Source organism: Streptomyces sp. ME02-8801-2C (assembly GCF_033793965.1).
GTDB lineage: Bacteria > Actinomycetota > Actinomycetes > Streptomycetales > Streptomycetaceae > Streptomyces.
Genome location: NZ_JARAXP010000001.1, coordinates 90,667 through 115,873 on the forward strand (window position 1 = coordinate 90,667; position 25,207 = coordinate 115,873).

General features: G+C 70.2%; 24 protein-coding genes. 14 read left to right on the top strand and 10 right to left on the bottom strand.

Going from position 1 to position 25,207, the window contains the following annotated elements; genetic code table 11:
* Window positions 1-75: 75 nt before the first annotated feature.
* Window positions 76-1,176: a mechanosensitive ion channel family protein gene (locus PV396_RS00420; protein ID WP_319199533.1), complete on the bottom strand. Its 1,101-nt coding sequence runs from the start codon at window positions 1,174-1,176 to the stop codon at window positions 76-78.
* Window positions 1,177-1,301: 125 nt separating this feature from the next.
* Here PV396_RS00420 and PV396_RS00425 point away from each other — a divergent pair, with 125 nt between their 5' ends.
* Window positions 1,302-1,871, top strand: coding sequence for a dienelactone hydrolase family protein (locus PV396_RS00425; RefSeq protein WP_319199534.1), 570 nt, complete (start codon window positions 1,302-1,304; stop codon window positions 1,869-1,871).
* Window positions 1,872-1,874: 3 nt separating this feature from the next.
* Here the strand turns inward: PV396_RS00425 and PV396_RS00430 are convergent, their stop codons facing one another.
* From PV396_RS00430 to PV396_RS00445, 4 genes are all read right to left on the bottom strand, one after another.
* Window positions 1,875-3,548, bottom strand: a complete 1,674-nt coding sequence (locus tag PV396_RS00430; RefSeq protein ID WP_319199535.1) for an alkaline phosphatase D family protein — start codon at window positions 3,546-3,548, stop codon at window positions 1,875-1,877.
* A gap of 135 nt (window positions 3,549-3,683) precedes the next feature.
* On the bottom strand, window positions 3,684-4,532 hold the full coding sequence (locus PV396_RS00435; RefSeq protein ID WP_319199536.1) for a thioredoxin domain-containing protein: 849 nt from the start codon (window positions 4,530-4,532) through the stop codon (window positions 3,684-3,686).
* Window positions 4,533-4,652: 120 nt separating this feature from the next.
* Window positions 4,653-5,348, bottom strand: a complete 696-nt coding sequence (locus tag PV396_RS00440; RefSeq protein WP_319199537.1) for a hypothetical protein — start codon at window positions 5,346-5,348, stop codon at window positions 4,653-4,655.
* A gap of 84 nt (window positions 5,349-5,432) precedes the next feature.
* Complete coding sequence (locus tag PV396_RS00445) at window positions 5,433-6,758, bottom strand: DUF2252 domain-containing protein (RefSeq protein WP_319199538.1); 1,326 nt, start codon at window positions 6,756-6,758, stop codon at window positions 5,433-5,435.
* A gap of 237 nt (window positions 6,759-6,995) precedes the next feature.
* Between PV396_RS00445 and dnaE the strand changes: the two genes are divergently transcribed.
* On the top strand, window positions 6,996-10,535 hold the full coding sequence (dnaE, locus tag PV396_RS00450; protein WP_319199539.1) for a DNA polymerase III subunit alpha: 3,540 nt from the start codon (window positions 6,996-6,998) through the stop codon (window positions 10,533-10,535).
* A gap of 102 nt (window positions 10,536-10,637) precedes the next feature.
* Here the strand turns inward: dnaE and PV396_RS00455 are convergent, their stop codons facing one another.
* Window positions 10,638-10,811, bottom strand: a complete 174-nt coding sequence (locus PV396_RS00455; protein WP_319199540.1) for a hypothetical protein — start codon at window positions 10,809-10,811, stop codon at window positions 10,638-10,640.
* Between the two features lie 236 nt (window positions 10,812-11,047).
* Here PV396_RS00455 and PV396_RS00460 point away from each other — a divergent pair, with 236 nt between their 5' ends.
* From PV396_RS00460 to PV396_RS00475, 4 genes are all read left to right on the top strand, one after another.
* Entirely contained in the window at window positions 11,048-12,268 is a 1,221-nt protein-coding gene (locus tag PV396_RS00460; RefSeq protein ID WP_319199541.1) for an NYN domain-containing protein, read from the top strand.
* A gap of 111 nt (window positions 12,269-12,379) precedes the next feature.
* Window positions 12,380-13,351, top strand: coding sequence for an ABC transporter ATP-binding protein (locus PV396_RS00465; protein ID WP_319200582.1), 972 nt, complete (start codon window positions 12,380-12,382; stop codon window positions 13,349-13,351).
* 103 nt (window positions 13,352-13,454) lie between these two features.
* Window positions 13,455-14,282, top strand: coding sequence for an ABC transporter permease (locus tag PV396_RS00470; protein WP_319199542.1), 828 nt, complete (start codon window positions 13,455-13,457; stop codon window positions 14,280-14,282).
* A gap of 34 nt (window positions 14,283-14,316) precedes the next feature.
* Window positions 14,317-15,045, top strand: a complete 729-nt coding sequence (locus tag PV396_RS00475; protein WP_319199543.1) for a hypothetical protein — start codon at window positions 14,317-14,319, stop codon at window positions 15,043-15,045.
* Window positions 15,046-15,185: 140 nt separating this feature from the next.
* Here PV396_RS00475 and ybaK read toward each other — a convergent pair whose 3' ends face one another.
* From ybaK to PV396_RS00495, 4 genes are all read right to left on the bottom strand, one after another.
* Entirely contained in the window at window positions 15,186-15,686 is a 501-nt protein-coding gene (gene ybaK, locus PV396_RS00480; protein ID WP_319199544.1) for a Cys-tRNA(Pro) deacylase, read from the bottom strand.
* Window positions 15,687-15,697: 11 nt separating this feature from the next.
* Window positions 15,698-16,438 (bottom strand): LON peptidase substrate-binding domain-containing protein, encoded by a 741-nt coding sequence (locus PV396_RS00485; RefSeq protein ID WP_319199545.1) that lies wholly within the window; start codon window positions 16,436-16,438, stop codon window positions 15,698-15,700.
* An 11-nt stretch (window positions 16,439-16,449) separates the two neighbouring features.
* The gene (locus PV396_RS00490; protein WP_319199546.1) at window positions 16,450-17,514 is read right to left on the bottom strand and encodes a hypothetical protein; all 1,065 of its coding nucleotides are present in this window, start codon (window positions 17,512-17,514) and stop codon (window positions 16,450-16,452) included.
* Between the two features lie 109 nt (window positions 17,515-17,623).
* Window positions 17,624-19,222, bottom strand: coding sequence for an oxidoreductase (locus PV396_RS00495; protein WP_319199547.1), 1,599 nt, complete (start codon window positions 19,220-19,222; stop codon window positions 17,624-17,626).
* Between the two features lie 208 nt (window positions 19,223-19,430).
* On the opposite strand from PV396_RS00495, the gene hisD reads away from it, so the two are divergent.
* Genes hisD through hisF form a run of 8 tightly spaced genes read left to right on the top strand, consistent with a single transcriptional unit; the run spans window position 19,431 to window position 25,147 of the window.
* A complete protein-coding gene (gene hisD / locus PV396_RS00500; RefSeq protein WP_319199548.1) occupies window positions 19,431-20,756 on the top strand; it encodes a histidinol dehydrogenase in 1,326 nt (441 codons plus the stop codon).
* Window positions 20,753-21,865 carry a histidinol-phosphate transaminase gene (locus PV396_RS00505; RefSeq protein ID WP_319199549.1) on the top strand — a complete coding sequence of 371 codons (1,113 nt, stop codon included), beginning with the start codon at window positions 20,753-20,755 and terminating at the stop codon, window positions 21,863-21,865. The genes hisD and PV396_RS00505 overlap by 4 nt, the downstream gene beginning before the upstream one ends.
* On the top strand, window positions 21,862-22,455 hold the full coding sequence (hisB, locus tag PV396_RS00510) for an imidazoleglycerol-phosphate dehydratase HisB (RefSeq protein ID WP_006377508.1): 594 nt from the start codon (window positions 21,862-21,864) through the stop codon (window positions 22,453-22,455). Before PV396_RS00505 ends, hisB begins: the two co-directional genes overlap by 4 nt.
* 4 nt (window positions 22,456-22,459) lie before the next feature.
* Window positions 22,460-22,624, top strand: coding sequence for a hypothetical protein (locus tag PV396_RS00515; protein ID WP_319199550.1), 165 nt, complete (start codon window positions 22,460-22,462; stop codon window positions 22,622-22,624).
* A complete protein-coding gene (gene hisH, locus PV396_RS00520) occupies window positions 22,615-23,271 on the top strand; it encodes an imidazole glycerol phosphate synthase subunit HisH (RefSeq protein WP_319199551.1) in 657 nt (218 codons plus the stop codon). The genes PV396_RS00515 and hisH overlap by 10 nt, the downstream gene beginning before the upstream one ends.
* 3 nt (window positions 23,272-23,274) lie before the next feature.
* Complete coding sequence (priA, locus tag PV396_RS00525) at window positions 23,275-24,000, top strand: bifunctional 1-(5-phosphoribosyl)-5-((5-phosphoribosylamino)methylideneamino)imidazole-4-carboxamide isomerase/phosphoribosylanthranilate isomerase PriA (RefSeq protein WP_319199552.1); 726 nt, start codon at window positions 23,275-23,277, stop codon at window positions 23,998-24,000.
* Window positions 23,997-24,395: a RidA family protein gene (locus PV396_RS00530; RefSeq protein ID WP_319199553.1), complete on the top strand. Its 399-nt coding sequence runs from the start codon at window positions 23,997-23,999 to the stop codon at window positions 24,393-24,395. Before priA ends, PV396_RS00530 begins: the two co-directional genes overlap by 4 nt.
* Window positions 24,392-25,147, top strand: coding sequence for an imidazole glycerol phosphate synthase subunit HisF (gene hisF / locus PV396_RS00535; protein WP_319199554.1), 756 nt, complete (start codon window positions 24,392-24,394; stop codon window positions 25,145-25,147). Before PV396_RS00530 ends, hisF begins: the two co-directional genes overlap by 4 nt.
* The last annotated feature ends 60 nt before the right edge of the window (window positions 25,148-25,207 follow it).

Consider the following 25,207-nt stretch of genomic DNA (forward strand, 5'->3'; position numbering starts at 1 on the left):
CGCCCGTTTCCAGTTCGTTGAGAAGTGGGCCTCTCCTGTGGGGGGTGTTCTTCGTCGGCGGCTTTCCGTTTGGGGTCAGGTTCGGCCTGCTACCCGGGGGGTTTCGTACGCCCTGCGGGCCTGGCGGGTGAACTCCGTGCCCGGGGGCAGGGTCGCGTCCGCCGTGTTGACCCGGGGAAGGGCGTACGGGTGCTGTTCGGTCAGCCAGCGGATCATGCCCTCGCGGACGTGCACCCGGACCTTCCAGACGTCGTCCGCGTCCTTCGCCGTCACCAGCGCGCGTACTTCCATGGTGCTCGGGGTGGCATCCGTGACGGACAGGTCGCAGGCGCGGCCGTCCCAGGCCGGGCACTCGCGCAGGAGGTCCCGGAGCTTCTCGCGCATCGCCTCCATGGGCGCGGTGTGGTCCAGGTGCCAGAAGACGATGCCGGTCATCTGGGCGCCGCCCCGCGACCAGTTCTCGAAGGGCTTCGAGGTGAAGTAGGAGACCGGCATCGTGATGCGGCGCTCGTCCCAGGTGCGCACGGTCAGGAAGGTCAGCGTGATCTCGTCGACCGTGCCCCACTCGCCGTCCACCACGACCGTGTCACCCATGCGCACCATGTCGCCGAAGGCGATCTGGAACCCCGCGAACATGTTGCTCAGCGTCGACTGGGCCGCCACACCGGCGACGATGCCCAGGACACCGGCGGAGGCCAGCAGGGAGGCGCCGGCCGCGCGCATCGCCGGGAAGGTCAGCAGCATCGCCGCCACGGCCACGACACCCACGACCGCCGTGACCACCCGCATGATCAGCGACACCTGGGTACGGACCCGGCGGACCCTGGCCGGGTCGCGGTGGGCGCGGGCATAACGGGAGTACGTGGTGTCCACGATCGCCGCCGAGATGCGCACGATCAGCCATGCCGCCGAGCCGATCAGGACCAGTGTCAGGGCCCGGCCGACGCTGACCTCGTGGCCGGGAAGCAGATCGGCCTGGTCGTACGACCCTCTGAGCAGCGCCGCGCACAGGAGGAGCTGGTAGGGCACGCGGCCCCGCCGCAGCAGGCCCCACAACGGGGTCTCGGTCTGTCGTTCGTCCGCCTTGCGCAGCAGACGGTCCGTGACCCAGCCGATGAGCAGCGTGAGCACGACCGAGCCACCCAGGACGATCAACGGGCGCAGTACGTTCTCCATGCCGGAGAACGTAACCGTAGAAGGGCGGTCCTGAACATGTGGCCCCGGGTGTGCTGGCACACATGCCGCGTGGGGAGGCTGTTGCCGGTGGGGTCGTTGTCAGTGGTGGCTGGCACGATGTGTGCATGAACGTCATGCTCTTTCACTCGACCTACGGGCTTCGCCCCGCCGTGCGTGCCGCGGCGGACCGGCTGCGGGCGGCCGGACACGAGGTGTGGACCCCCGACCTCTTCGAAGGGCGCACCTTCGAGACCGTCGAGGAGGGCATGGCCTTCAAGGACTCCATAGGCAAGGACGAGCTGCTCAAGCGGGCGATCCTGGCCGCCGCGCCCTACTCCGGGCGCGGTCTGGTGTACGCGGGGTTCTCCTTCGGCGCCGCGACCGCGCAGACGCTCGCGCTTGGCGACGACAGGGCGCGCGGGCTGTTGCTGCTGCACGGCACGTCCGACATCGCGGAGACGGCGTCGGTGGACGAGCTGCCGGTCCAGCTGCATGTGGCCGAGCCCGACGCGTTCGAGACCGACGACTGGTTGAGCTCCTGGTATCTCCGGATGGGCAAGGTGGGCGCCGATGTCGAGGTCTACCGGTATGCCGGAGCCGGTCACCTCTACACCGACCCGGAACTGCCGGACTACGACGAGGAGGCGGCCGAGGCCACCTGGCGGGTGGCGCTCGGCTTCCTCGACAGCCTGTAGGTACTACACCGGGTCGTACGTCCGCTCCACCCGCTGCGTGCCGCTGGGTGTGCGGTACGAGCGCCACCAGGTAGAGGTCGCGTTCGGCTTCGTGCGGTCTGACAGTACGTAGTAGTCCATCTGCGCGCGGTCGGCGGTGATGTCCAGGACGCCGTAGCCGTGGCGGTCGGTGTCGACCCAGTGGACGTGCCGGTTGGCCGCGCGGATGATCGGCGCGGCGAGTGCGGTGACGGTGCCCTCGGGGACCTTGAGGATGTCGTCGAGGTTGTCGGAGGTGACCGACGTGACGACGAACTCCGTGGCGGCCGAGGGCGACAGCGGGTAGGTGCCGGCGTCCACGGGCACGTCGTTGGCCCAGGCCATGTGGATGTCGCCGGTCAGGAAGACGGTGTTGCGGATGGCGTTCGAGCGGAGGTGGGCGAGGAGTTCACGCCGGTCGTCCGTGTAGCCGTCCCACTGGTCGGTGTTGAGGGCGAGGCCCTCCTTGGGCAGGCCGAGCAGCTCGGCGAGGGGCTTGAAGAGGTCGGCGGTGAGAGAGCCGATGGCGAACGGCGAGATCATCACCGAGTTCCCGACCAGCCGCCAGGTGGTGTCCGAGGCCTTCAACCCGGCCTTCAGCCAGTCCAGTTGGGCCCGGCCGGTGATCGTACGCGCCGGATCGTCGACCGAACCGCTGCCCGTGGACACCTGCCGCGAGCGGAAGGAACGCAGATCGAGGAGGGACAGGTCGGCGAGCTTGCCGAAGCGCAGGCGCCGGTAGGTGGTGCCCGCGACCGCCGGGCGGACCGGCATCCACTCGAAGTAGGCCTGCTTGGCCGCGGCCTGCCGGCTCGACCAGGTGCCCTCCGCGCCCTCGGTGTGGTTCTCGGCGCCGCCCGACCAGGCGTCGTTGGCGAACTCGTGGTCGTCCCAGATGGCGATGACGGGAGCCGCCGCGTGGAGGGACTGCAGGTCGGAGTCGGTCTTGTAACGGCCGTGGCGTACGCGGTAGTCGGCGAGCGTGAGGATCTCGTGGGCGGGGGAGTGCGGGCGTACGACGGTGCCGCGGGTGCCGTAACCGCCGGTGCCGTACTCGTAGATGTAGTCGCCGAGGTGCAGCCAGGCGTCCAGGTCGCCGCGGGCCGCGAGATGGCGGTACGAGGAGAAGTAACCGGCTTCCCAGTTGGCGCAGGAGACCACACCGAAGCGCAGGCCCGCCACGGCGGCGTCGGCGGCGGGCGCGGTACGGGTGCGGGCGGCGGGGGAGTCGGTGCCGCCGGCCGAGAAGCGGAACCAGTAGTCCGTGGCGGGCGCGAGGCCCCTGATGTCCGCCTTGACCGTGTGGTCGGAGGCCGCCCTCGCGGTCGTCGATCCCTTGGAGACGATGTTCGTGAACGCCTTGTCGCGGGCGACGATCCAGCTCACCTCGGTGTCCGGGCCGATCCCGGAACCGGGTATCGCCTCGGCGGTGGGCGTCACGCGCGTCCACAGCAGGACGCCGTCCGGCAGCGGATCGCCGGAGGCGACCCCGTGCAGGAAGGCGGGGGTCTCGGCGGCGGCGCGGGCGGGCAGCGCGGCGGCCAGCGGACCGGCCAGCACCGCGGTGGCGGCGGCGGCCTTGACGACCGTACGGCGGCGTGGGGCGAGGGAGTTGACCCGGGCGCCCATGGACTCGGAGGAAGCACTTCGACTCGTCACGGGCGCTGAGATTACTGACCGGTAAGGCCGAAGAGCGGGCGAACGTCAAAAGTTCGCCCGCTCTTCGGCTGATCGTCCACCGGGACCGAGCGGCGGACCGTACGACAGGCGCCGGAAACGCCCGGAACCCGCTGCTCAGGCCTTCAGCGCGGCGTCGATCGCGGTGTTGAAGTCGGCGACCGACATGGGCGCGTTGTCGCTGCCCGGGGCCGTGAGCTTCTTGCCGTCCATCACCAGGCTCGGCGTGCCGTTGACGCCGTCCTTGTTGGTGTTGAACGTCTGGGACATCGCCAGTGCCCAGGCGTCGTACGTGCCGTTCTTGACGGCGGTCTGGAACTTCGTGTTGTTCTTGAGCGCGGCGACCGTGTCCGCCACCTTGATCAGGTAGTCGTCGCTCTTGAACTTGTCGTCCGTCTCCTCGGGGTGGTACTTCGTCGAGTAGAGGGCGGTCTTGTACTCGAGGAACGCCTCCGGACTCACGTTCAGCGCGGCGCCCATGGCGCTCATCGCGTTCTTGGAGCCCTCGCCGCGGGAGCCGATCGCGATCTTCCCGTTGTCGTCGGTGTCGCCGTCGAGGAACGTTCCGCCGATGTACTGGATCTTGAACTTGCCCGCGTCGAAGTCCGCCTTCAGCGTCGAGCCGACCGTCTCCTCGAACTGGGCGCAGATCGGGCAGCGCGGGTCCTCGTACAGCTTGAGGGTCTTCTTCGCGGTGCTCTTGCCGAGGATCACCGTCGTGCCGTCGGTGCCCGTGGTGTTGGCCGGCGCGACGACCTTCTCGTCCTTCGCCGCGTCCCAGTAGCCCGGCTTGTTGTTCTGCACGACCGCGTAGCCGATACCGCCGGCTATCGCGAGGACGGCGACGACGGCGCCCGCCACGATGACCTGCCGCCTGGCCTTGTCGCGCTTGGCCTGGCGCTCGCGCTCCTCGCGCAGACGCTCACGTGCCGCGCTCTTGGACGCCTGGCTGTTCCGCTTGCTCATGCTGGTGATCTCCCTGGGGAACGCGTACGCGTCATGGGCGTCGTACGCGGAAACGAATGAACGAATAAGGGTCCTGCCGGTGCGCGTCGCTCGGCACTGTCGCTCGGGCGGGGGTGCCGCTCAGGCGAAGGCGAGCGGGCCCGGGCTCGGCGGCCCTCGTCGTCCCAGGGAGTGGACGAACAGGCGCGTGCGGAGGGCGGCGACGCGCCGAGCCGGTCGCGGCAGACGGCGTACCGCCGGGGCGGACCGGACCGTGACCGCGGCGGCGGCCAGCAGCAGCGGGCGGAAGGTGGACGCGGTGAGCGAGTCCAGCAGCTGGGCCAGGGCCCGTTCGCCCCGGCGCAGCCAGGCGGCGGCCAGCAGCCCCACGCCGACATGCGCGGCCAGCAGCAGCCACGCGGTGGAGGGGCCCGCGTGAGCGAGCAGGGCCGTCACCCGGTCGGTGTCGGCGCCCGTCACCCGGGACAGCGGGGTGCCCACGCCGTCACCGGCGCACAGCACGTCGAAGCCGACCGAGCGCAGCGGGCCGGCGACCGGGCCGCCCACCCGGCCGTAACAGACCGTCTGACCGGTGGTGAAGACCGTGTCGGCGGCCAGCTCCAGCGGGACCAGCAGGGCCGCGATCCGGGCGAAGCCGCGCTCGCGGCCGGCCAGCGCGTACGCGACGACGAAGACGGCGGCGGCGATCACCGCCACCGTCCCCATCGGCAGCGGGACCCTGGACAGCAGCACGTGCGACGCGCTGCTGAGCGTCACGACGAGTGCCGTGAACAGCGCCGCGCGTACGGCTCTGAGGTGGGTCCCGGATATGTCCATAGCGGAGGAGAGTGTGTCATGGACTCCCGTAAGAGGCCCCTAAAAGGTCCCTGTGAGCCCGTGCACGGTCCGATGAGGGAACCTCTAGAGGCCCGGGATCCGGCCGTTGCGGAACAGGTCCACGAAGATCTGGTGGTCGCGACGCGCGCGTGCCCCGTACTCGTGGGCGAATTCGACCAGGACGTCCGCGAAGCCCTCCTCGTCGGCCGCGATCACCGCGTCGATGGCCCGCTCCGTGGAGAAGGGCACCAGGGACTCGCCGGACTGGTCGTCCGCCGCCGCGTGCATCGTGGCCGTGGCCCGGCCCAGGTCGGCGACGACGGCCGCGATCTCCGCCGGGTCGTCGATGTCGCCCCAGTCCAGGTCCACGGCGTACGGAGACACCTCGGCGACGAGCTGGCCGCGCCCGTCCAGCTCGGTCCAGCCGAGCCACGGGTCGGCGTGGTCCTGGAGGGCGCGCTGCGAGATCACCGTGCGGTGGCCCTCGTGCTGGAAGTAGCCGCGGATCGCCGGGTCGGTGACGTGCCGGGAGACGGCCGGGGTCTGGGCCTGCTTGATGTAGATCACCACATCGTTCTCCAGGGCGTCCGTGGCGCCCTCCAGAAGGATGTTGTACGAGGGCAGCCCGGCCGAGCCGATGCCGATGCCCCGGCGGCCCACGACGTCCTTCACCCGGTAGGAGTCCGGGCGGGTCAGGGACGACTCCGGCAGGGTCTCCAGGTAGCCGTCGAAGGCGGCCAGCACCTTGTAGCGCGTGGCCGCGTCCAGCTCGATGGAGCCGCCGCCCGGCGCGAAGCGGCGCTCGAAGTCGCGGATCTCCGTCATCGAGTCGAGCAGCCCGAACCGGGTCAGCGAGCGCGCGTCACGCAGCGCGTCCAGCAGCGGCCCCTGGGCGGTGTCCAGGGTGAACGGCGGCACCTCGTCGCTCTTCGCGCCGGTGGCGAGGGCGCGGATGCGTTCGCGGTACGCGCCCGCGTATGTGCGCACCAGCGCGGTGATCTGCTCGTCGGAGAGGGCCTTCGCGTACCCGATGAGGGCCAGTGAGGCGGCGAGGCGCTTGAGGTCCCAGGTGAAGGGGCCGACGTACGCCTCGTCGAAGTCGTTGACGTTGAAGATCAGCCGGCCCTGCGCGTCCATGTACGTGCCGAAGTTCTCCGCGTGGAGGTCGCCATGGATCCACACGCGCGAGGTGCGGTCGTCCAGGTACGGTCCGCCCCGCCGGTCCGCGTCCAGGTCGTGGTAGTAGAGGCACGCCGTACCCCGGTAGAACGCGAACGCGGAAGCGGCCATCTTGCGGAACTTCACGCGGAACGCGGCCGGATCGGCGGCCAGGAGCTCGCCGAACGCGGTGTCGAAGACGGTGAGGATCTCCTCGCCGCGGTGCTCGGCGCTGAGCTGCGTAACCGACATCGCTGGGTGCCTCCTGGTGCAGGTGATGCGTGACGAATGGGGCCGGACGGGCCGCCCGGCGGGACGGACGATGCCGTCGTCCCTCCAACGTCCGAAGGTACGCCCCAGTGCCCACGGCCCACCCACGAAGGTACGGGGGAGCAGCCTCCCGCTGTCAGTGCCGAGGCATAGACTTCGTCGCTGTCCCCCCAGACTGCCCGCAGCCTGTCGCCGAGCGTTTCCCATGGAGGCCACGCCGTGTCAAAGCCGCCGTTCACGCACCTGCACGTCCACACCCAGTACTCGCTGCTGGACGGTGCCGCGCGGCTCAAGGACATGTTCAACGCGTGCAACGAGATGGGCATGACCCATATCGCCATGTCCGACCACGGCAACCTCCACGGGGCGTACGACTTCTTCCACACCGCCAAGAAGGCGGGTGTCACGCCGATCATCGGCATCGAGGCGTATGTGGCGCCGGAGTCGCGGCGCAACAAGCGCAAGATCCGCTGGGGCCAGCCGCACCAGAAGCGCGACGACGTGTCCGGTTCGGGTGGTTACACGCACAAGACGATCTGGGCGGCCAACGCGACGGGCCTGCACAACCTGTTCCGGCTCTCCTCGGACGCCTACGCGGAGGGCTGGCTGCAGAAGTGGCCGCGCATGGACAAGGAGACCATCTCGCAGTGGTCCGAGGGGCTCATCGCCTCCACGGGCTGCCCGTCCGGTGAGCTCCAGACCCGGCTGCGCCTCGGGCAGTTCGACGAGGCGCTGAAGGCGGCCTCCGAGTACCAGGACATCTTCGGCAAGGACCGGTACTTCCTGGAGCTCATGGACCACGGGATCGAGATCGAGCACCGGGTCCGCGACGGCCTCCTGGAGATCGGCAAGAAGCTCGGCATCCCGCCCCTGGTGACGAACGACTCGCACTACACGTACCCGCACGAGGCGGGCGCGCACGACGCGCTGCTGTGCATCCAGACCGGCAAGAACGTCTCCGACCCGGACCGCTTCAAGTTCGACGGCACCGGCTACTACCTGAAGTCCACGGACGAGATGTACGCCGTCGACTCCTCCGACGCGTGGCAGCAGGGCTGTGCCAACACCCTCCTGGTGGCCGAACAGATCGACACCACCGGCATGTTCGAGGCGAAGAACCTCATGCCGAAGTTCGACATCCCCGAGGGGTTCACCGAGGTCACCTGGTTCAAGGAGGAAGTCCGGCTCGGCATGGCCCGCCGCTTCCCCGGCGGTGTCCCCGAGGACCGCCAGAAGCAGGTCGAGTACGAGATGGACGTCATCATCCAGATGGGGTTCCCGGGTTACTTCCTCGTCGTCGCCGACTTCATCATGTGGGCCAAGAAGCAGGGCATCGCGGTGGGCCCCGGCCGTGGTTCGGCGGCCGGTTCGATCGTCGCGTACGCCATGGGCATCACCGACCTCGACCCGATCCCGCACGGTCTGATCTTCGAGCGGTTCCTCAACCCCGAGCGCGTCTCCATGCCCGATGTCGACATCGACTTCGACGAACGCCGGCGCGTCGAGGTGATCCGGTACGTGACGGAGAAGTACGGCGCCGACAAGGTCGCCATGATCGGCACGTACGGCAAGATCAAGGCGAAGAACGCCATCAAGGACTCCGCGCGCGTGCTGGGCTACCCGTACGCGATGGGCGACAGGCTCACCAAGGCCATGCCCGCCGACGTCCTCGGCAAGGGCATCGACCTCAACGGCATCACCGACCCCTCGCACCCGCGCTACAGCGAGGCCGGCGAGATCCGGGCGATGTACGAGAACGAGCCGGACGTCAAGAAGGTCATCGACACCGCCAAGGGCGTCGAGGGCCTGGTCCGGCAGATGGGTGTGCACGCGGCCGGCGTCATCATGTCCAGCGAGCCCATCGTCGACCACGCGCCCGTGTGGGTGCGGCACACCGACGGTGTGACCATCACACAGTGGGACTACCCGCAGTGCGAGTCGCTCGGCCTGCTCAAGATGGACTTCCTGGGCCTGCGCAACCTGACCATCATGGACGACGCCGTCAAGATGGTGAAGGCGAACAAGGGCGTCGAACTCGACCTGCTGGCCCTGCCGCTGGACGACCCGGCGACCTTCGAACTGCTCCAGCGCGGCGACACCCTCGGGGTGTTCCAGTTCGACGGCGGGCCCATGCGTTCACTGCTGCGGCTGATGAAGCCCGACAACTTCGAGGACATCTCCGCTGTCTCCGCGCTCTACCGTCCCGGCCCGATGGGCATGGACTCGCACACCAACTACGCGCTGCGCAAGAACAAGCTCCAGGAGATCACCCCGATCCACAAGGAGCTGGAGGAGCCTCTCGAGGAGGTCCTCGCGGTCACCTACGGTCTGATCGTCTACCAGGAGCAGGTGCAGAAGGCCGCCCAGATCATCGCCGGGTACTCGCTCGGCGAGGCCGACATCCTGCGCCGCGTGATGGGCAAGAAGAAGCCCGACGAACTGGCCAAGAACTTCACCATCTTCCAGGCCGGCGCCAAGAAGAACGGCTACAGCGACGAGGCGATCCAGGCCCTGTGGGACGTCCTGGTCCCGTTCGCCGGATACGCCTTCAACAAGGCCCACTCGGCCGCCTACGGTCTGGTCTCCTACTGGACCGCCTATCTGAAGGCGAACTACCCGGCCGAGTACATGGCCGGTCTGCTCACCTCGGTCAAGGACGACAAGGACAAGTCCGCGATCTATCTGAACGAGTGCCGGCGCATGGGCATCAAGGTGCTCCCGCCCAACGTCAACGAGTCGATGTCCAACTTCGCCGCCCAGGGCGACGACGTGATCCTCTTCGGCCTGTCCGCGGTGCGCAACGTCGGTACGAACGTCGTCGACTCGATCATCAGGTCCCGCAACGCCAAGGGGAAGTACGCGTCCTTCCCCGACTACCTTGACAAGGTCGAGGCCGTCGTCTGCAACAAGCGGACCACGGAGTCGCTCATCAAGGCCGGCGCGTTCGACAGCATGGGGCACACCCGCAAGGGCCTCACCGCACACTTCGAGCCCATGATCGACAACGTGGTCGCGGTGAAGCGGAAAGAAGCGGAGGGGCAGTTCGACCTCTTCGGCGGCATGGGCGAGGAGGACACCAGCGAGCCCGGTTTCGGTCTCGACGTCGAGTTCACCACCGACGAGTGGGACAAGGCCTATCTCCTCGCCCAGGAGCGGGAGATGCTCGGTCTGTACGTCTCCGACCACCCTCTCTTCGGCCTGGAACACGTCCTGTCCGACAAGGCGGACGCCGGTATCGCCCAGCTCACCGGGGGTGAGCACGCGGACGGCGCGGTTGTCACCATCGGCGGCATCATCTCGGGTCTGCAGCGCAAGATGACCAAGCAGGGCAACGCCTGGGCCATCGCCACCGTCGAGGACCTCGCGGGTTCCATCGAGTGCATGTTCTTCCCGGCGACCTACCAGCTGGTGTCCACCCAACTCGTCGAGGACGCCGTCGTGTTCGTCAAGGGACGCCTCGACAAGCGGGAGGACGTGCCCCGGCTGGTCGCGATGGAGCTCCAGGTCCCGGACCTGTCCAACGCGGGCACCAACGCGCCGGTGATCCTCACCATCCCCGCCCTGAAGGTCACCCCGCCGATGATCAGCAGGCTCGGCGAGATCCTCAGTCACCACAAGGGGGAGAGCGAGGTCCGCATCCGGCTCCAGGGACCGAGCAAGACGACGGTCCTGCGGCTCGACCGCCACCGGGTGAAGCCGGACCCGGCCCTCTTCGGTGACCTGAAGGTGCTGCTCGGACCGTCCTGTCTGGCCGGCTGAGCAACTGACGTGAGCGAGGGGCGCGCCCTGAACGGGCGCGCCCCTCGCTGTGCCCGGGCTTCAACAGCCCGTCGTGTGAATGCCCGTGGTACGCGAGCGGGCTCAGTTGTGGCCGAAGCGCTTCTGCCGGCCCTTGCGCGCCATGTCACCGGGAGTCACCTGGCTGATGCGCTGCTCGGCCTGCGACTCCATCGAGGAGGACTTCGCCTGCTCGGCACCGCGCTCGGCCTGTGAAGCCTGCGTCTGCGGGCGGCTCTGCTTCTTGTTCTTGGCCATGGTGATCTTCCTCCTGAGGGGGATCTAGGGGCCAGGACCGAGTTCAGATTCACATGACCCGACAAAGCGTGCATGTCGGAGAATTACCGTGCGTAATAAGGGCGGCCGTGCGGCCAGACCCACCGCCGACGAGCGAAACGCCACGCCGAAGATCGAGTTCGGGCCGTTAACCTCCGCGCGGTCGGGCAGACTCGAAGGAAGCCCAAAGCAAACCTCCCGGAAAGAGGGTGGATCGCGTGGACCGCTGCATCGTCCTGGTGGACGCCGGGTATCTGCTCGGGGCCGCGGCGAGCCTTCTCGCCGGGGAGCCCTCGCGGTCCCGGATCACCGTCGACCACGCCGCCCTCATCCAGGGCCTGCGAGAACGCGCCGAGTCGGACACCGAACGGCCACTGCTGCGCATCTACTGGTTCGACGGCGCCCCCGACCGGGTGCCCCAGCCCGAGCATCGCAGGCTGCGCGTGATGCCCCGGGTCACCGTCCGGCTCGGCGCCCTGACCCGCAGCGACGGACGGTGGGCCCAGAAGGGCGTCGACGCCGCCATGCACGCCGAGCTGACCGAGCTGGCCCGCAACCGGGCCTGCTCCGACATCGTCCTCGTCACGGGCGACGGCGATCTGCTGCCGGGCATGATGGCCGCCAAGGAGCACGGCGTGGCCGTACACCTGTGGGCCGTGCAGGCCGCGGACGGCGACTACAACCAGTCCGAGGACCTGGTCGCCGAGGCCGACGAGCGGCGCGTCCTCGACCGTACGTGGATCACCAAGGCCGTACGGGCCAAGGAACTCGGCGGGATCTGCGCGCCGCAGCCCGCGCCCCGGCCCGAGATCGCCGCGATCCTTTCCGCCCCGCTGCCCGAGTCGTCGCTCGGGCAGACCGCGGAACGCGCCGCGGACGAGCAGCAGGAGCACGCGGCGGCGCCCGACGCGCAGAACGGCGCGCAGGAGCGCGTGAGCGCGCCCAAGGGCGTACCGACCCCCAAGGACCTGGCCGCGCTGCGGGCCCCCGGGGCCCCGCCCGCCCAGCAGCCCGCGAGCGCCACCCTGCGCTGGTCCTCCGACAAGGGCTGGGTCGACCGGCCGGGCGTGGCCTCCGAGCCCCCCGAGATCGCGTCCATGCCGACGCTGGCCCAGCTCACCTCGGCCGAGCAGCGCTGGGCCGACCGCGAGGAGGACATCACCACGGTCGGCGGTGATCCGTACGAGGTCGGGCAGGTGTTCGCGCGCCGCTGGATGGAACGCCTCCCGGACCCCGCCCAGCTGCAGAAACTGTCCACGATGTACCCCCGTATCCCACACCGTATCGACGGCGAACTGCTGCGCTACGCCGCCCGCTTCGGACTGCTCGCCCACAAGGACGACCAGATCGACGAGCACGACCGGTACGCGATCAGGGCCGGATTCTGGCGCGAGGTCGACGTCCGTACGGCCGCGGAGCACGCGCCCGCCGGGGAGTGAGCGGGCGGGCGCAGGGACGGGGGTTGGATTTCAGGCGGAGTCGGGCACCCCGTACTCTCGTCCCTCGTGAGTACGCGCACGGCAGACACAGCCCGACACGGTGACGATGTCGTGTGCGCGGTGCGCGATCTCACCAAGACCTATGCGGCGGTACGCGGTCGGCGCGGCGCCCCCGGAACACCCGAGGTACGGGCCACCGACGCCGTCGAGCTGGACGTCCGCCGCGGTGAGATCTTCGGCCTGCTCGGGCCGAACGGCGCCGGCAAGTCGACCCTCGTACGGCAGATCACCGGCCTGATGCGCCCCGACCGGGGCAGCGTCGAGATCCTCGGCCACGACGTCGTGCGCCACCCCGAGCGGGCCGCGCGCATCCTCGCCTATCTCGGCCAGGAGTCCAGCGCGCTCGACGAACTCACCGTCTCGCTCGCCGTCGAGACCACCGCGCGACTGCGCGGCCTGGAGGTACGGCAGGCGCGCGCCGAACGGGACGCCGTCCTGGAAGAGCTCGGGCTCACGGCACTGGCCGCCCGGCCCATCCGCAAACTGTCCGGCGGCCAACGGCGGCTCGCCTGCTTCGCCACCGCGCTGGTCGGCGAACGACCGCTGCTCGTCCTCGACGAGCCGACGACCGGGATGGATCCGGTGGCCCGGCGGGCCGTGTGGTCGGCGGTGGACCGGCGGCGGGCCGAGCGCGGTACGACGGTGCTGCTGGTCACCCACAACGTGATCGAGGCGGAGACGGTTCTCGACCGCGTCGCCGTCCTCGACCGGGGACGCGTGATCGCCTGTGACACGCCCGCCGGGCTGAAGGAGCAGGTCGCGGGCGAGGTCCGGGTCGATCTGGTCTGGCGGGAGTCGGCGCCACTGCACGTCCCCGAGGTCGCCGCGCTGCGCGACCGGGCCGTCGAGTCGGGGCGCAGATGGACGCTGCGGCTGGCTCCGGAGGAGGCCCGCGCGGCGGTCGCCACGGTCACCGGCGGGGCCGCCTTCACCGCGCTGGACGACTTCACCCTGGCCACGCCGAGCCTGGAGGACGTGTATCTGGCGCTCGGCGGGAACGTGCAGGGGCTGGTGAAGGCGTGAGTGGCCTGAGCGTGGGCGGCTTCGGATCCGTACGGGTGTGTGTGCGGGGACTGGCGGGGGAGAGGGCGGCTGTCGTGACCGGGACGAAGAGGAGCAGCTCGACGTGAGTTTCGTGCCCGCCGAGGTGCTGCCGAGCAGCGCCCTGGCCGTGGAGAAGACGCCCGCGCGCCCCGCGACGGCCGAGCTGGGGCCGCGTGCGCGGCTGTGGCCCGCGCTGGTCGCGGTGTACCGGGCGCAGCTGTCCCGGGCCCGGGTCGCGCGGATTCCGCTGCTGTTCGTGGCGACCTTCCAGTCCGTCGGAATCATGATCCTGATGCGGGGGGTCGTGGACGGGGGCGGTGAGGCCCGGGCCGTGGTGGCCGGGGCCTCGGTGCTGGTCGTGGCCTTCGTCGCGCTGAACCTGCTCGCCCAGTACTTCGGGCAGCTGCGGGCCAGCGGCGGGCTCGACCACTACGCCACCCTGCCGGTACCGCCGGCGGCCGTGGTGCTCGGGGCCGCGGGGGCGTACGCGTCCTTCACCGTGCCCGGGACCGTGGTCACCGCGGTGTTCGGGTGCGTGCTGTACGGGCTGCCGCTGGCGCATCTGTGGGTGCTCGCCCTGGTGATCCCGCTCGCCGGAGCCGCGCTCGCCGGGCTCGGCGCCGCCTTCGGACTGCTCGCGCCACGCCCGGAACTGGCCACGCTGCTCGGGCAGTTGGGAATGTCGGCGGCGCTGCTGCTGGGCGTGCTGCCGGCGGAGCGGATGCCGGGGCTGGTGCGGTTCGCGCGGGATCTGCTGCCCTCGACGTACGGTGTGGAGGCCTTCGCCCGGACCTTCGGGCCCGACCCCGACTGGGCCTTCGTGTTCGGTGATCTCGCCGTGTGCGCGGGGGTCGGGGTGGTCTCGCTGGCCGTGGCGACCTGGGCGTACCGTCGGGCGGCCGTCCGGTGACGCGCCGCACGGACGGGCCTGGCACGATGTCGGTGTGACCGCACCGCTGACTCCGCCTCCGCCGCCGCACCAAGAGCCCTCGCACGAACGCGACGAGGCTTCGCAGCCCAAGCAGCTCCAGCAGCCCCTGCAGCAGCAGCCCTCGCTCCAGCAGGGGCCGGACAGCCGCGGCCGACAGTTCTGGCCGGAGCCCGACGGGGGCAGTGGGTTCGCGCCCGCGTACGGGCAGGACGGCCCCGGTATGAAGACCGAACTGCGGGAGGCCGCCGTCGTCACGGTGGCGCTGGTGCTCGGCGGGGTGCTGCTCGGGCTGCTGTGGTGGTGGCTGGCGCCGAAGGTTCCGCTGGTCGGGGACATCGTCGAAAGCCGGTGGGTCGTGTACGTCAAGGACAGCGAGGGCGAGCAGGCCGTCGGGGTCGACGGAACGTTTACTCTGCTGGCGTTGGCCTTCGGGGCGGTCAGTGCGCTGGGGGTTTTCCTGGTGCGGCGGCGTGGGGGTGTGCCGTTGGTGGTCGCGCTGGCGGTGGGTGGGGTGCTGGGGTCGGTGCTGGCCTGGCGGTTGGGGGTTTGGCTCGGGCCGGCGCAGGATGTGATCGCCCATGCGAAGGGTGTGGGTAAGGGGGTTACGTTTTCGGCGCCGTTGAAGTTGGGGGCGAAGGGGGCGTTGTTGGTGTGGTCTGTGGGGGCGTTGGTGGTGCATCTGGGGTTGACGGGGTTGTTCGGGCCTCGGGATCCGGAAGAGGTGGTGGCTCCGCCCGTTTAAGGGGACTTTTTTCGCCCCCGCCGCCCCTACCCGTCCCATCCCGTTCCTGGGGGCTGTGCCCCCAGACCCCCCCTGCGGCCCTGGACGGGCCTTGTCCTCAAACGCCGGACGGGCTGGGGGTGCCGGCCGGGGCTGAGCATTCACGTGCGGGCGATCGGGGCCCTTGTTGCCTGGGTGAGGGTCGTCAGGTCATCGGGGGACAGTTCTACCTCCAGGCCTCTGCGGCCCGCCGAGACGCAGATCGTGGGGTGGGTGGCCGCCGAGGTGTCCAGGACCGTGCGGAGTTTCTTGCGTTGGCCCAAGGGGGAGATGCCGCCCCGCACATAGCCCGTCGTGCGTTCCGCCAAGGCGGGGTCCGCCATGGACGCGCGTTTGCCCGACACCGCCGCCGCCAGTGCCTTCAGGTCCAGCTGACCCGCCACCGGGACCACCGCGACCGTCAGCACCCCGTCCACGTCCGCCACCAGGGTCTTGAAGACGCGCTCCGGTGACACCCCCATCGCCTCGGCGGCCTCCTCGCCGTACGAGGGGTGCGCGGGGTCGTGTTCGTACGCGTGGACCGTGTAGGGGACGCCTGCCGCTGTGAGGGCCACTGTCGCCGGGGTTCCGCCCGACTGCTGCTGCTGTTTCTTCTTCGCCATTGCGGTTGCCCTCAGTTCAGGCTTGTCGGGGCGCGGGTCAGTTCCGACGCGGGCAGGGACGGGAGGTTGCGGATGATCGCCGTCTCCGTGCGCAGAAGCACCAGTTCCTCGCGGAGCCGGGACGACGTGTCCGGCGCCTGGAGCAGGCGCTGCTTCGACGGGGTGTCCAGCATCATCGCCGCCGCCACCAGGTACGACACCACCGATGGCTCGTCGGGGAGGTCGGCGCCCGTCGACAGGGAACGTTCCCGTGCGCCCGCCAGGCGCTTCTGGTACTGCCTGAAGGCCCTCAGGACGCCCTCCGCCAGCGCGCCCGCCTCGTCGCCGGGGGATTCCTCCAGCTCCTCCAGTTCCGCGGTCAGGAACGGGCCCGACGCGTCAACCGACAGCACCCGCACCCGGGTCGTACCGGTGGCCAGCACCTCGAACGTGCCGTCCTCGCGTTCCCTGATCGTCGCCGCGTCCGCCACGCACCCCACGGAGTGGAAGGCCTTGACCGGGTCGTCGCCGAAGCCGGCCGTGGGCCCGCGTTCGGGCACCGCCGTCTGGTCGGGCAGGCCCTGGGCGCTGGGCGCCACCTCGTGGCCGTCGCGGATCGTCACGACGGCGAACCGGCGTGGTTCGTCCTCGGGGGTCTTCAGAAGTTCGCGCATCATGGCGCGATAACGCTCCTCGAAGATGTTCAGCGGGATGACGAGTCCCGGGAACAGCACCGAGTTGAGCGGGAAGAGCGGCAGTTGGACGGTGGTCACGACGGGAAAGCCTAATGGTCGCCGGAGTGTGCGCGTCCGTCGTGCTCACTCCCCGGCTGAGCGGCGCCGGTGGCGCACCGGGCGGCGGGCACGTTCCGGTGGATCTCCTCGCGTGCTTCGAGGAACCCGCCGAGGGGGTCGTCCGAGAACCGGTCCCAGGGGAAGGACGTGGTGTACGGGCCGGTCAGACGTACTTGGAGAAGGGCGTCCTCCCATCGGCCGAGCGCGATCAGAACGTACGTGAGCAGGTTGCGCAGTTCGGCAGGCCACGGGGCCGCCGCCGGGTACGTCGCCGACAGAGCTGTGGCCGTGTCCGCCGCCGTGTCCAGGCGGTACCGGTCCAGCACCGTCCTGCCGTCGTTCTGGGTGAGGCAGATGAAGGCCGCGTGCAGGGGCAGCGCCTGGACGAGCGAGCCGGGCAGGGCGTCCTGCGCGGCCCGCTCGGCGAAGTCGAAGCACTCGCGGTACGAGCCGTTGCCGCCCGCGGACCGGAAGGGGCCCGTGGACAGGTACTGCAGCGCCGCCACATGGCAGCCGTAGTGATGCGGCGAGCGGCGTACGGCCTCTGCCCAGAGCCTCTCGAACTCACCGTGGTCCGCGTCGCTGCCCCGGGCCCGGTCCAGGGCGATCCGCCAGGGCACCGGGTCTCGCGGGTCGCCCGCCTCGGCGGCCTCGACCAACGGGCCCGTCTGCAACAGGAGTTCGGCCCGGGCGGGGGACTCCCAGGCGTTCGCCACCGCCAGCTCGGCCGCGACGAGCAGCGCGTCCGGGTCGTTCGGGGCGGCCGCGCGCCAGGACGTGAGCCACTCGGCGCGGGAGTGCGCGAACGCGGCCAGCCGGACCACGTAACGGTCCCGGTGCTCCCACTCGCCCGTGGCGCGGGTGGCGGCCAGCAGTTCGGCCGCCGGCCCGTACTCGCCCCGGCCCGCCGCGACGAGCGCGGGGCCGAGCCGGGCGTCGGGCGCGTCGAGCAGTACCTCGTCGTCGGGGGGCAGTCCGGCGGCGGCGAGGCGTGGAGACGGCGGAGTGTTCCGTTCCGCCCGGGTGGCGCGGAGTAACGCACGCAGCGAAGCCATGGTGTCGCCATTGAAAGGCGCAGGTCGGGGCCGCGCCAGACCAAATGCGCACCCTGTTTTTAGTTGTACGGTCCGAGGTGTGGGGATGGTGAAGAAAAATGAGCCGAGCTCAGTTTCTGCGCAGCGTCCGGGTCGCCCCCGCCGCCACCGTCGTCGCCAGGACCCAGCCCAGCATGATGATCGCGGCGGCCAGCCACTGCCAGCCCCCGCGCAGCTGCCAGAAGCCGACCTGACCCAGATCGATCAACGGGAGAAGCAGGTCGAGGGCGAAGAGCGAGGGGTTCCACGGCGGGTGCTCCCCGCTCTTCAGCGGCGGATGGCTCGCGTGCGCGAACGCCACCGAACTCGCCGCCCACAGCACCGCCATCCACACGGCGGCCCGGCCCGGCCGGTACCCGTAGGCGACCGTCCAGTCCTGCACATACCCCCACAGTTTCGCCGCAGGCGGCAGGGTCTCGCGGCGACGGCGCTGCTTGGCGAGCAGCACCTCGCGCGCGTCCTCGTCCTCACCACTGTTGCGCAGCACGGCGGCCAGCCGCTCGTACGGCTCCGGGCTGTACTCGGCGGTCGCCGCCGCCACCCACGCCAGCCGCTCCGTCGGCGGGAACGGCCCCTGCGGTACGAGGTTCTCGTACCCGAAGCCGCCCATGTGCAGGTTGCCAGGGCCTGGCCAACTGCCCGCCCGGTCCACGAGGTTGACGACCTTCGCACCCGACAGCAGCACCTTGCCGCGCTCCGGCCGCTCCCCGAGGAAGCGCAGCTCGGGCGTCTGTACCCGGCGCAGCGACAGCGACTGCTCGTCGGTGAAGGTCAGCCGGGCGCGTTCGAGGTCGACGGCGTCGCCGAACCGGCCGTCGTCCAGGCGGATCCCGCCCTCGCACTCGAAACGCTGGATGCGTGTCCCGTGGGCGGGGGTCGTGCCGCTGGTCAGGATGGGGTTCCAGACGCCGGCCGGGGTGAGGTACAGGGTGCGGCCCACGGTCAGCTGGGGGGCGTTGAGCGCGAGTCTCCCGTACGGATTGGCGAGCCGGCTGCCGCGCAGGCTCAGCGAGACACCGATCGTCGCCCCGCGCAGGCTCAGCTCACCGTGCGCCTCCAGCATCTCGGCCTGGAGGTCCTGGCCGACGTGCATACCGTCCCCGACCAGCGAGCGCCCGCGCCGGTCCCGGTAGACGACGGCCTGGTTGAGCAGCAGATCCGTGCCGATGTGCGCGTCGGTGAGGCGTACGCCGTTGTGGAAGCGGCAGCGCGGCAGATGCAGATCGCCCTCGGTGTGCACGCGGGCCGCCTCCAGCCGGGGCACCGAGCAGTCCACCAGGCGTACGGTCGTGAAGCGGGCCTCCGGCAGCAGGATCTCCTTCTCGAACCGGCAGCCCTTCAGCTCGACATAGGGCACGACCGTGCCGCCCGCCAGATCGAGCGTGCCGTTGATCTGCACACCGGTGAGCTTGAGGGACGACACGCGCCCCGCGAGCGCGGGCGGGCCGTCGAGGAGCAGCCAGCACACGATGCGGGCCCGCACGGTCCGGTCGGCGCCCCACGGATGGCCGCCGTGCGGATCGTCGACGACGGTGTCGCCACTGCTCAGGTCGTACACGCTGCCGTTGCGGAAGGCCTGCCACATACCGACCTCGGCGGCGCTCAGATCGTCCGGCGGTTCCCCCGTGGTCCCCGAGTCCCCCGTGCGGATTCCGCCACCCTCTGTCACGACGTTTTCCCACTCCTCCCCGTGCCACCAGGTGTTACCAACAGGTTTAGTACAACCGTTCTGCCCGCTCGGTAACCCTCTGAACGCAAAACGTGAAGGTGATCTTCCGGGTTCCCGCGCGGGTCTCGCAGGGGCGCTTCGCAACGCTCCGTATCAGCCACTGATACACGCGAACGTCGCCCGATCGGCGTCTGAGAGAATTGACCGCGTGATCTCTCGAATCGATCTGCGCGGCGACGCCCTCCCTGAGGGACCCGCCCTGCGCGACCTGCTGCCCCGAGCCGACTTCGACGTCTCGGCCGCCCTGGAGAAGGTGCGTCCGATCTGCGAGGCCGTGCATCATCGGGGCGACGCGGCGCTGATCGACTTCGCGGAGAAGTTCGACGGCGTCCGGCTGGAATCCGTCCGCGTGCCCGCCCAGGCCATCGCCGACGCGCTGGAGCAGCTCGCCCCGGCCGTCCGCGCGGCCCTGGAGGAGTCCATCCGCCGCGCCCGTCTCGTCCACCGCGAGCAGCGCCGTACGACGCACACGACCCAGGTCGTGCCCGGCGGCTCGGTCACCGAGAAGTGGGTGCCCGTGGACCGGGTCGGGCTGTACGCGCCCGGCGGCCGGGCCGTGTACCCCTCCTCCGTGATCATGAACGTCGTACCCGCTCAGGAGGCGGGCGTCGAGTCGATCGCCCTCTCCTCCCCGGCCCAGGCCGACTTCGGCGGGCTGCCGCACCCGACCATCCTCGCCGCCTGCGCCCTCCTCGGCGTCGACGAGGTGTACGCGGCCGGAGGCGCCACCGCCGTCGCGATGTTCGCGTACGGCACCGAGTCCTGCGCGCCCGCCAACATGGTGACCGGCCCCGGCAACATCTGGGTCACCGCCGCCAAGCGGTACTTCGCGGGGAAGATCGGCATCGACACCGAGGCCGGCCCCACCGAGATCGCGATCCTCGCCGACGACACCGCCGACCCGGTGCACGTCGCCGCCGACCTGATCAGCCAGGCCGAGCACGACCCGCTGGCAGCCGCCGTCCTCGTCACGGACTCCGTGGCGCTCGCGGACGCGGTCGAGAAGGAACTGGAACCGCAGGTCGCGGCCACCAAGCACATCGAGGACCGGATCGCCCCGGCACTGGCCGGCAAGCAGTCCGCGATCGTCGTCGTCGACGGCGTGGAGGAGGGCCTGCGGGTCGTCGACGCGTACGGCGCCGAACACCTGGAGATCCAGACCGCGAACGCGGCGGCCGTGGCCGACCGGGTGCGCAACGCCGGCGCGATCTTCGTCGGCCCCTGGGCGCCGGTCTCGCTCGGCGACTACGCGGCCGGGTCCAACCACGTCCTGCCCACCGGCGGCTGCGCCTGCCACTCCTCCGGCCTCTCCGTCCAGTCCTTCCTGCGCGGCATCCACATCGTCGACTACACGCGGGACGCACTGGCCGACGTGGCACACCATGTGGTGACGCTGGCGGAGGCGGAGGACCTGCCCGCACACGGCGCGGCGGTGAAGGCAAGGTTCGGGTGGAAGGTACCTGAGAGCAAGTGAACTTCGGAATCGACGATCTTCCCGTACGGGACGAACTGCGCGGCAAGTCGCCGTACGGCGCGCCCCAGCTCGACGTCCCCGTACGGCTGAACACCAACGAGAACCCCTACCCGCTGCCCGAACCGCTCGTCGAGCGGATCGCCGAGCGGGTGCGCGAGGCCGCCCGGAACCTCAACCGCTACCCCGACCGGGACGCCGTGGAGCTGCGTACGCAGCTCGCCAAATATCTGACGGACACCTCGGGCCACGAGGTCGGCCTCGCCAACGTGTGGGCCGCCAACGGCTCCAACGAGGTCATCCAGCAGCTGCTCCAGACCTTCGGCGGGCCCGGCCGTACCGCGATCGGCTTCGAGCCCTCCTACTCGATGCACGGCCTCATCGCGCGCGGGACGGGCACCGGCTGGATCTCCGGCCCGCGCAACGAGGACTTCACCATCGATCTCCCGGCGGCCGAGAAGGCCATCGCCGAGCACCGGCCCGACGTCGTCTTCGTCACCACGCCCAACAACCCCACCGGCAACGCGGTCCCGCGCGAGACGGTCCTCGCGCTGTACGAGGCAGCGCAGGCCGCCAAACCCTCGATGGTCGTGGTCGACGAGGCGTACATCGAGTTCAGCCACGGCGACTCACTGCTGCCGCTGCTCGAGGGACGGCCGAATCTCGTCGTCTCCCGGACGATGTCCAAGGCGTTCGGGGCGGCGGGTCTGCGCCTCGGCTATCTCGCCGCGCACCCGGCCGTTGTCGACGCCGTGCAGCTCGTACGACTGCCCTATCACCTGTCGGCCGTGGCGCAGGCGACCGCCCTGGCCGCCCTGGAGCACACCGACACGCTGCTGAAGTACGTCGACCAGCTCAAGACCGAGCGGGACCGGCTCGTCGCCGAACTGCGTGCCATCGGGTTCGACGTCACCGAGTCCGACGCCAACTTCGTGCAGTTCGGCACCTTCGCCGACTCCCACGCGGCCTGGCAGCGGATCCTCGACCAGGGCGTCCTGGTCCGGGACAACGGCGTACCCGGATGGCTGCGGGTCACCGCGGGAACCCCCGCCGAGAACGACGCGTTCCTGAACGCGGTACGTGAACTCAAGAAAGAGCAGGGCAAGTCATGAGCCGCGTCGGACGCGTGGAGCGCACCACCAAGGAGACATCGGTCCTCGTCGAGATCGACCTCGACGGCACCGGCAAGGTCGAGGTGTCGACGGGCGTCGGCTTCTACGACCACATGCTCGACCAGCTCGGCCGGCACGGTCTGTTCGACCTCACCGTGAAGACCGAGGGTGACCTGCACATCGACTCGCACCACACCATCGAGGACACCGCCCTCGCCCTCGGAGCAGCCTTCAAGCAGGCCCTCGGCGACAAGGTCGGCATCTACCGCTTCGGCAACTGCACGGTCCCCCTGGACGAGTCCCTCGCCCAGGTGACGGTGGACCTGAGCGGCCGCCCCTACCTCGTGCACACCGAGCCCGAGAAGATGGCGCCGATGATCGGCGAGTACGACACCACGATGACCCGGCACATCCTGGAGTCCTTCGTCGCCCAGGCCCAGATCGCGCTGCACGTGCACGTGCCCTACGGGCGCAACGCCCACCACATCGTGGAGTGCCAGTTCAAGGCGCTCGCCCGGGCCCTGCGCTACGCCTCCGAACGCGACCCGCGCGCGGCGGGCATCCTCCCCTCCACGAAGGGCGCGCTGTAAAGCCATGAGCGGCCTCTCCACCGTACTGATCGTCCTCGGCCTCTTCCTGCTCGGCGGGATCTACTCCTTCGTCAAGCAGAAGATGCCGATGAGCCTCATCGTGCTGCTCTCGATAGGCGCCGCGATGTGCCTGGTCGCCGGCGTCCTGAGGCTGGAGGTATGGAATTGAGCGCGTCCAAGGCGTCCAAGAAGGTCGTCGTCTTCGACTACGGGTTCGGGAACGTGCGGTCGGCCGAGCGTGCTCTCGCGCGCGCGGGTGCCGAAGTCGAGATAACGCGTGACTTCGACACGGCCATGAACGCGGACGGGCTGCTGGTGCCGGGCGTCGGCGCCTTCGCCGCCTGTATGCAGGGCCTCAGGGAGGCGCGCGGGGACTGGATCGTCGGGCGCCGGCTGTCCGGCGGCCGCCCCGTGATGGGCATCTGCGTGGGCATGCAGATCCTCTTCGCACGCGGTATCGAACACGGCGTCGAGAGCGAGGGCCTCGACGAGTGGCCCGGCTCCGTCGAGCCGCTCCAGGCCGACATCGTGCCCCACATGGGCTGGAACACCGTCGAAGCCCCGGCGGACTCCCAGCTCTTCGCGGGCCTGGACGCCGACGCGCGCTTCTACTTCGTCCACTCGTACGCCGTCCACGACTGGTCCCTCGAGACCGCGAACCCCGTGATGCGCGCCCCCAAGGTCACCTGGTCGACGCACGGCAAGCCCTTCGTGGCGGCCGTCGAGAACGGCGCCCTGTGGGCCACCCAGTTCCACCCCGAGAAGTCCGGCGACGCCGGAGCGCAGCTGCTCACCAACTGGATCGGAACCCTGTAGACCATGGCCAAGCTCGAACTCCTCCCCGCCGTCGACGTCCGCGACGGCCAGGCCGTCCGCCTCGTGCACGGCGAGTCCGGCACGGAGACCTCGTACGGCTCCCCCCTGGAGGCGGCCCTCGCCTGGCAGCGCTCCGGCGCCGAATGGCTGCACCTGGTCGACCTGGACGCGGCCTTCGGCACCGGCGACAACCGCAAGCTGATCGCCGAGGTCGCCGGCGCGATGGACATCAAGGTGGAGCTGTCCGGCGGCATCCGCGACGACGACACACTGGCCGCCGCCCTGGCGACGGGCTGCACGCGCGTGAACCTCGGTACGGCCGCCCTGGAGACCCCGGACTGGGTCGCCAAGGTCATCGCCGAGCACGGCGACAAGATCGCGGTCGGCCTGGACGTACGGGGAACCACGCTTCGCGGCCGTGGCTGGACCCGCGACGGCGGCGACCTCTACGAGACGCTCGAGCGCCTCAACGCCGAAGGCTGCGCGCGGTATGTCGTGACCGACATCGCCAAGGACGGCACGCTTCAGGGCCCCAACCTGGAGCTGCTGCGCAACGTCTGCGCGGCGACCGACCGGCCGGTCGTGGCCTCCGGCGGCGTCTCCTCCCTGGACGACCTGCGGGCCATCGCCGAGTTGGTACCCCTCGGTGTCGAGGGCTCCATCGTCGGGAAGGCCCTGTACGCGAAGGCGTTCACCCTGGAAGAGGCCTTGGAGGCGGTGGCCAAGTGAGCGACGTACGGCGTGTGACGACCGGTGCGCCCTGGGAGGAGTCCTTCGGGTACTCCCGCGCGGTGGAGCTGCCGAACGGCCTGGTGCTGGTCTCCGGCTGCACCTCGATAGTGGACGGCGAGATCGCCGGCGGCGGCCCGTACGAGCAGACGGTCAACGCGTTCAACGTCGCCTTCGCGGCGCTGGGGCAGCTGGGTCTCGGGCGGGACGACGTCGTGCGCACGCGCATGTACATCACGCACGCGCGTGACGTGGACGATGTCGGACGGGCCCACAAGGAGCTGTTCGACTCCGTCCGGCCCGCCGCGTCCATGATCATCGTCGCCGGCCTCGTGGACCCCAGCCTGGTCGTCGAGGTCGAGGTGGAGGCGTACCGAGGAGTGACCCCAGCATGACCCTTGCCGTACGAGTCATCCCCTGCCTGGACGTGGACAACGGCCGGGTCGTCAAGGGCGTCAACTTCCAGAACCTGCGCGACGCGGGCGACCCCGTCGAGATGGCCAAGGTGTACGACGCCGAGGGCGCCGACGAACTGACGTTCCTCGACATCACCGCCTCCTCGGGCAACCGCGAGACCACCTACGACGTGGTCCGACGCACCGCCGAACAGGTGTTCATCCCGCTCACCGTGGGCGGGGGAGTGCGCGCGGCCGAGGACGTCGACAAGCTGCTGCGGGCCGGCGCCGACAAGGTCGGCGTCAACACAGCGGCCATCGCGCGGCCCGACCTGATCCGCGAGATCGCCGAGCGGTTCGGCCGGCAGGTGCTGGTGCTGTCCGTGGACGCCCGCCGCACCGAGTCCGGCTCCTTCGAGGTCACCACCCACGGCGGCCGACGCGGTACCGGGATCGACGCCGTCGAATGGGCCCACCAGGCCGCCGAACTGGGCGCCGGGGAGATCCTGCTCAACTCCATGGACGCGGACGGCACCAAGGACGGGTACGACATCGAGATGATCGAGGCCGTACGCAAGCACGTACGCGTGCCGCTGATCGCCAGTGGGGGAGCTGGTCGGCTTGCCGACTTCGCGCCCGCTGTCGCGGGTGGGGCGGATGCGGTTCTGGCCGCCTCTGTGTTCCACTTCGGGGATCTTCGGATCGGGCAGGTCAAGGATGCGCTTCGGGCGGCTGGGTATCCCGTTCGGTGACGCGCGGTTCTTTTGCTGCGGGCCCGGTGGGGGCTTGTCGCGCAGTTCCCCGCGCCCCTG

Excerpts from the sequence above, each read along its gene's own strand:
- PV396_RS00420 (WP_319199533.1), bottom strand. The coding sequence starts at position 1,176 with ATGGAGAACGTACTGCGCCCGTTGATCGTCCTGGGTGGCTCGGTCGTG.
- PV396_RS00425 (WP_319199534.1), top strand. The coding sequence starts at position 1,302 with ATGAACGTCATGCTCTTTCACTCGACCTACGGGCTTCGCCCCGCCGTG.
- PV396_RS00435 (WP_319199536.1), bottom strand. The coding sequence starts at position 4,532 with ATGAGCAAGCGGAACAGCCAGGCGTCCAAGAGCGCGGCACGTGAGCGT.
- PV396_RS00440 (WP_319199537.1), bottom strand. The coding sequence starts at position 5,348 with ATGGACATATCCGGGACCCACCTCAGAGCCGTACGCGCGGCGCTGTTC.
- PV396_RS00445 (WP_319199538.1), bottom strand. The coding sequence starts at position 6,758 with ATGTCGGTTACGCAGCTCAGCGCCGAGCACCGCGGCGAGGAGATCCTC.
- PV396_RS00455 (WP_319199540.1), bottom strand. The coding sequence starts at position 10,811 with ATGGCCAAGAACAAGAAGCAGAGCCGCCCGCAGACGCAGGCTTCACAG.
- ybaK (WP_319199544.1), bottom strand. The coding sequence starts at position 15,686 with ATGGCGAAGAAGAAACAGCAGCAGCAGTCGGGCGGAACCCCGGCGACA.
- PV396_RS00490 (WP_319199546.1), bottom strand. The coding sequence starts at position 17,514 with ATGGCTTCGCTGCGTGCGTTACTCCGCGCCACCCGGGCGGAACGGAAC.
- hisB (WP_006377508.1), top strand. The coding sequence starts at position 21,862 with ATGAGCCGCGTCGGACGCGTGGAGCGCACCACCAAGGAGACATCGGTC.
- PV396_RS00515 (WP_319199550.1), top strand. The coding sequence starts at position 22,460 with ATGAGCGGCCTCTCCACCGTACTGATCGTCCTCGGCCTCTTCCTGCTC.
- hisH (WP_319199551.1), top strand. The coding sequence starts at position 22,615 with ATGGAATTGAGCGCGTCCAAGGCGTCCAAGAAGGTCGTCGTCTTCGAC.
- priA (WP_319199552.1), top strand. The coding sequence starts at position 23,275 with ATGGCCAAGCTCGAACTCCTCCCCGCCGTCGACGTCCGCGACGGCCAG.
- hisF (WP_319199554.1), top strand. The coding sequence starts at position 24,392 with ATGACCCTTGCCGTACGAGTCATCCCCTGCCTGGACGTGGACAACGGC.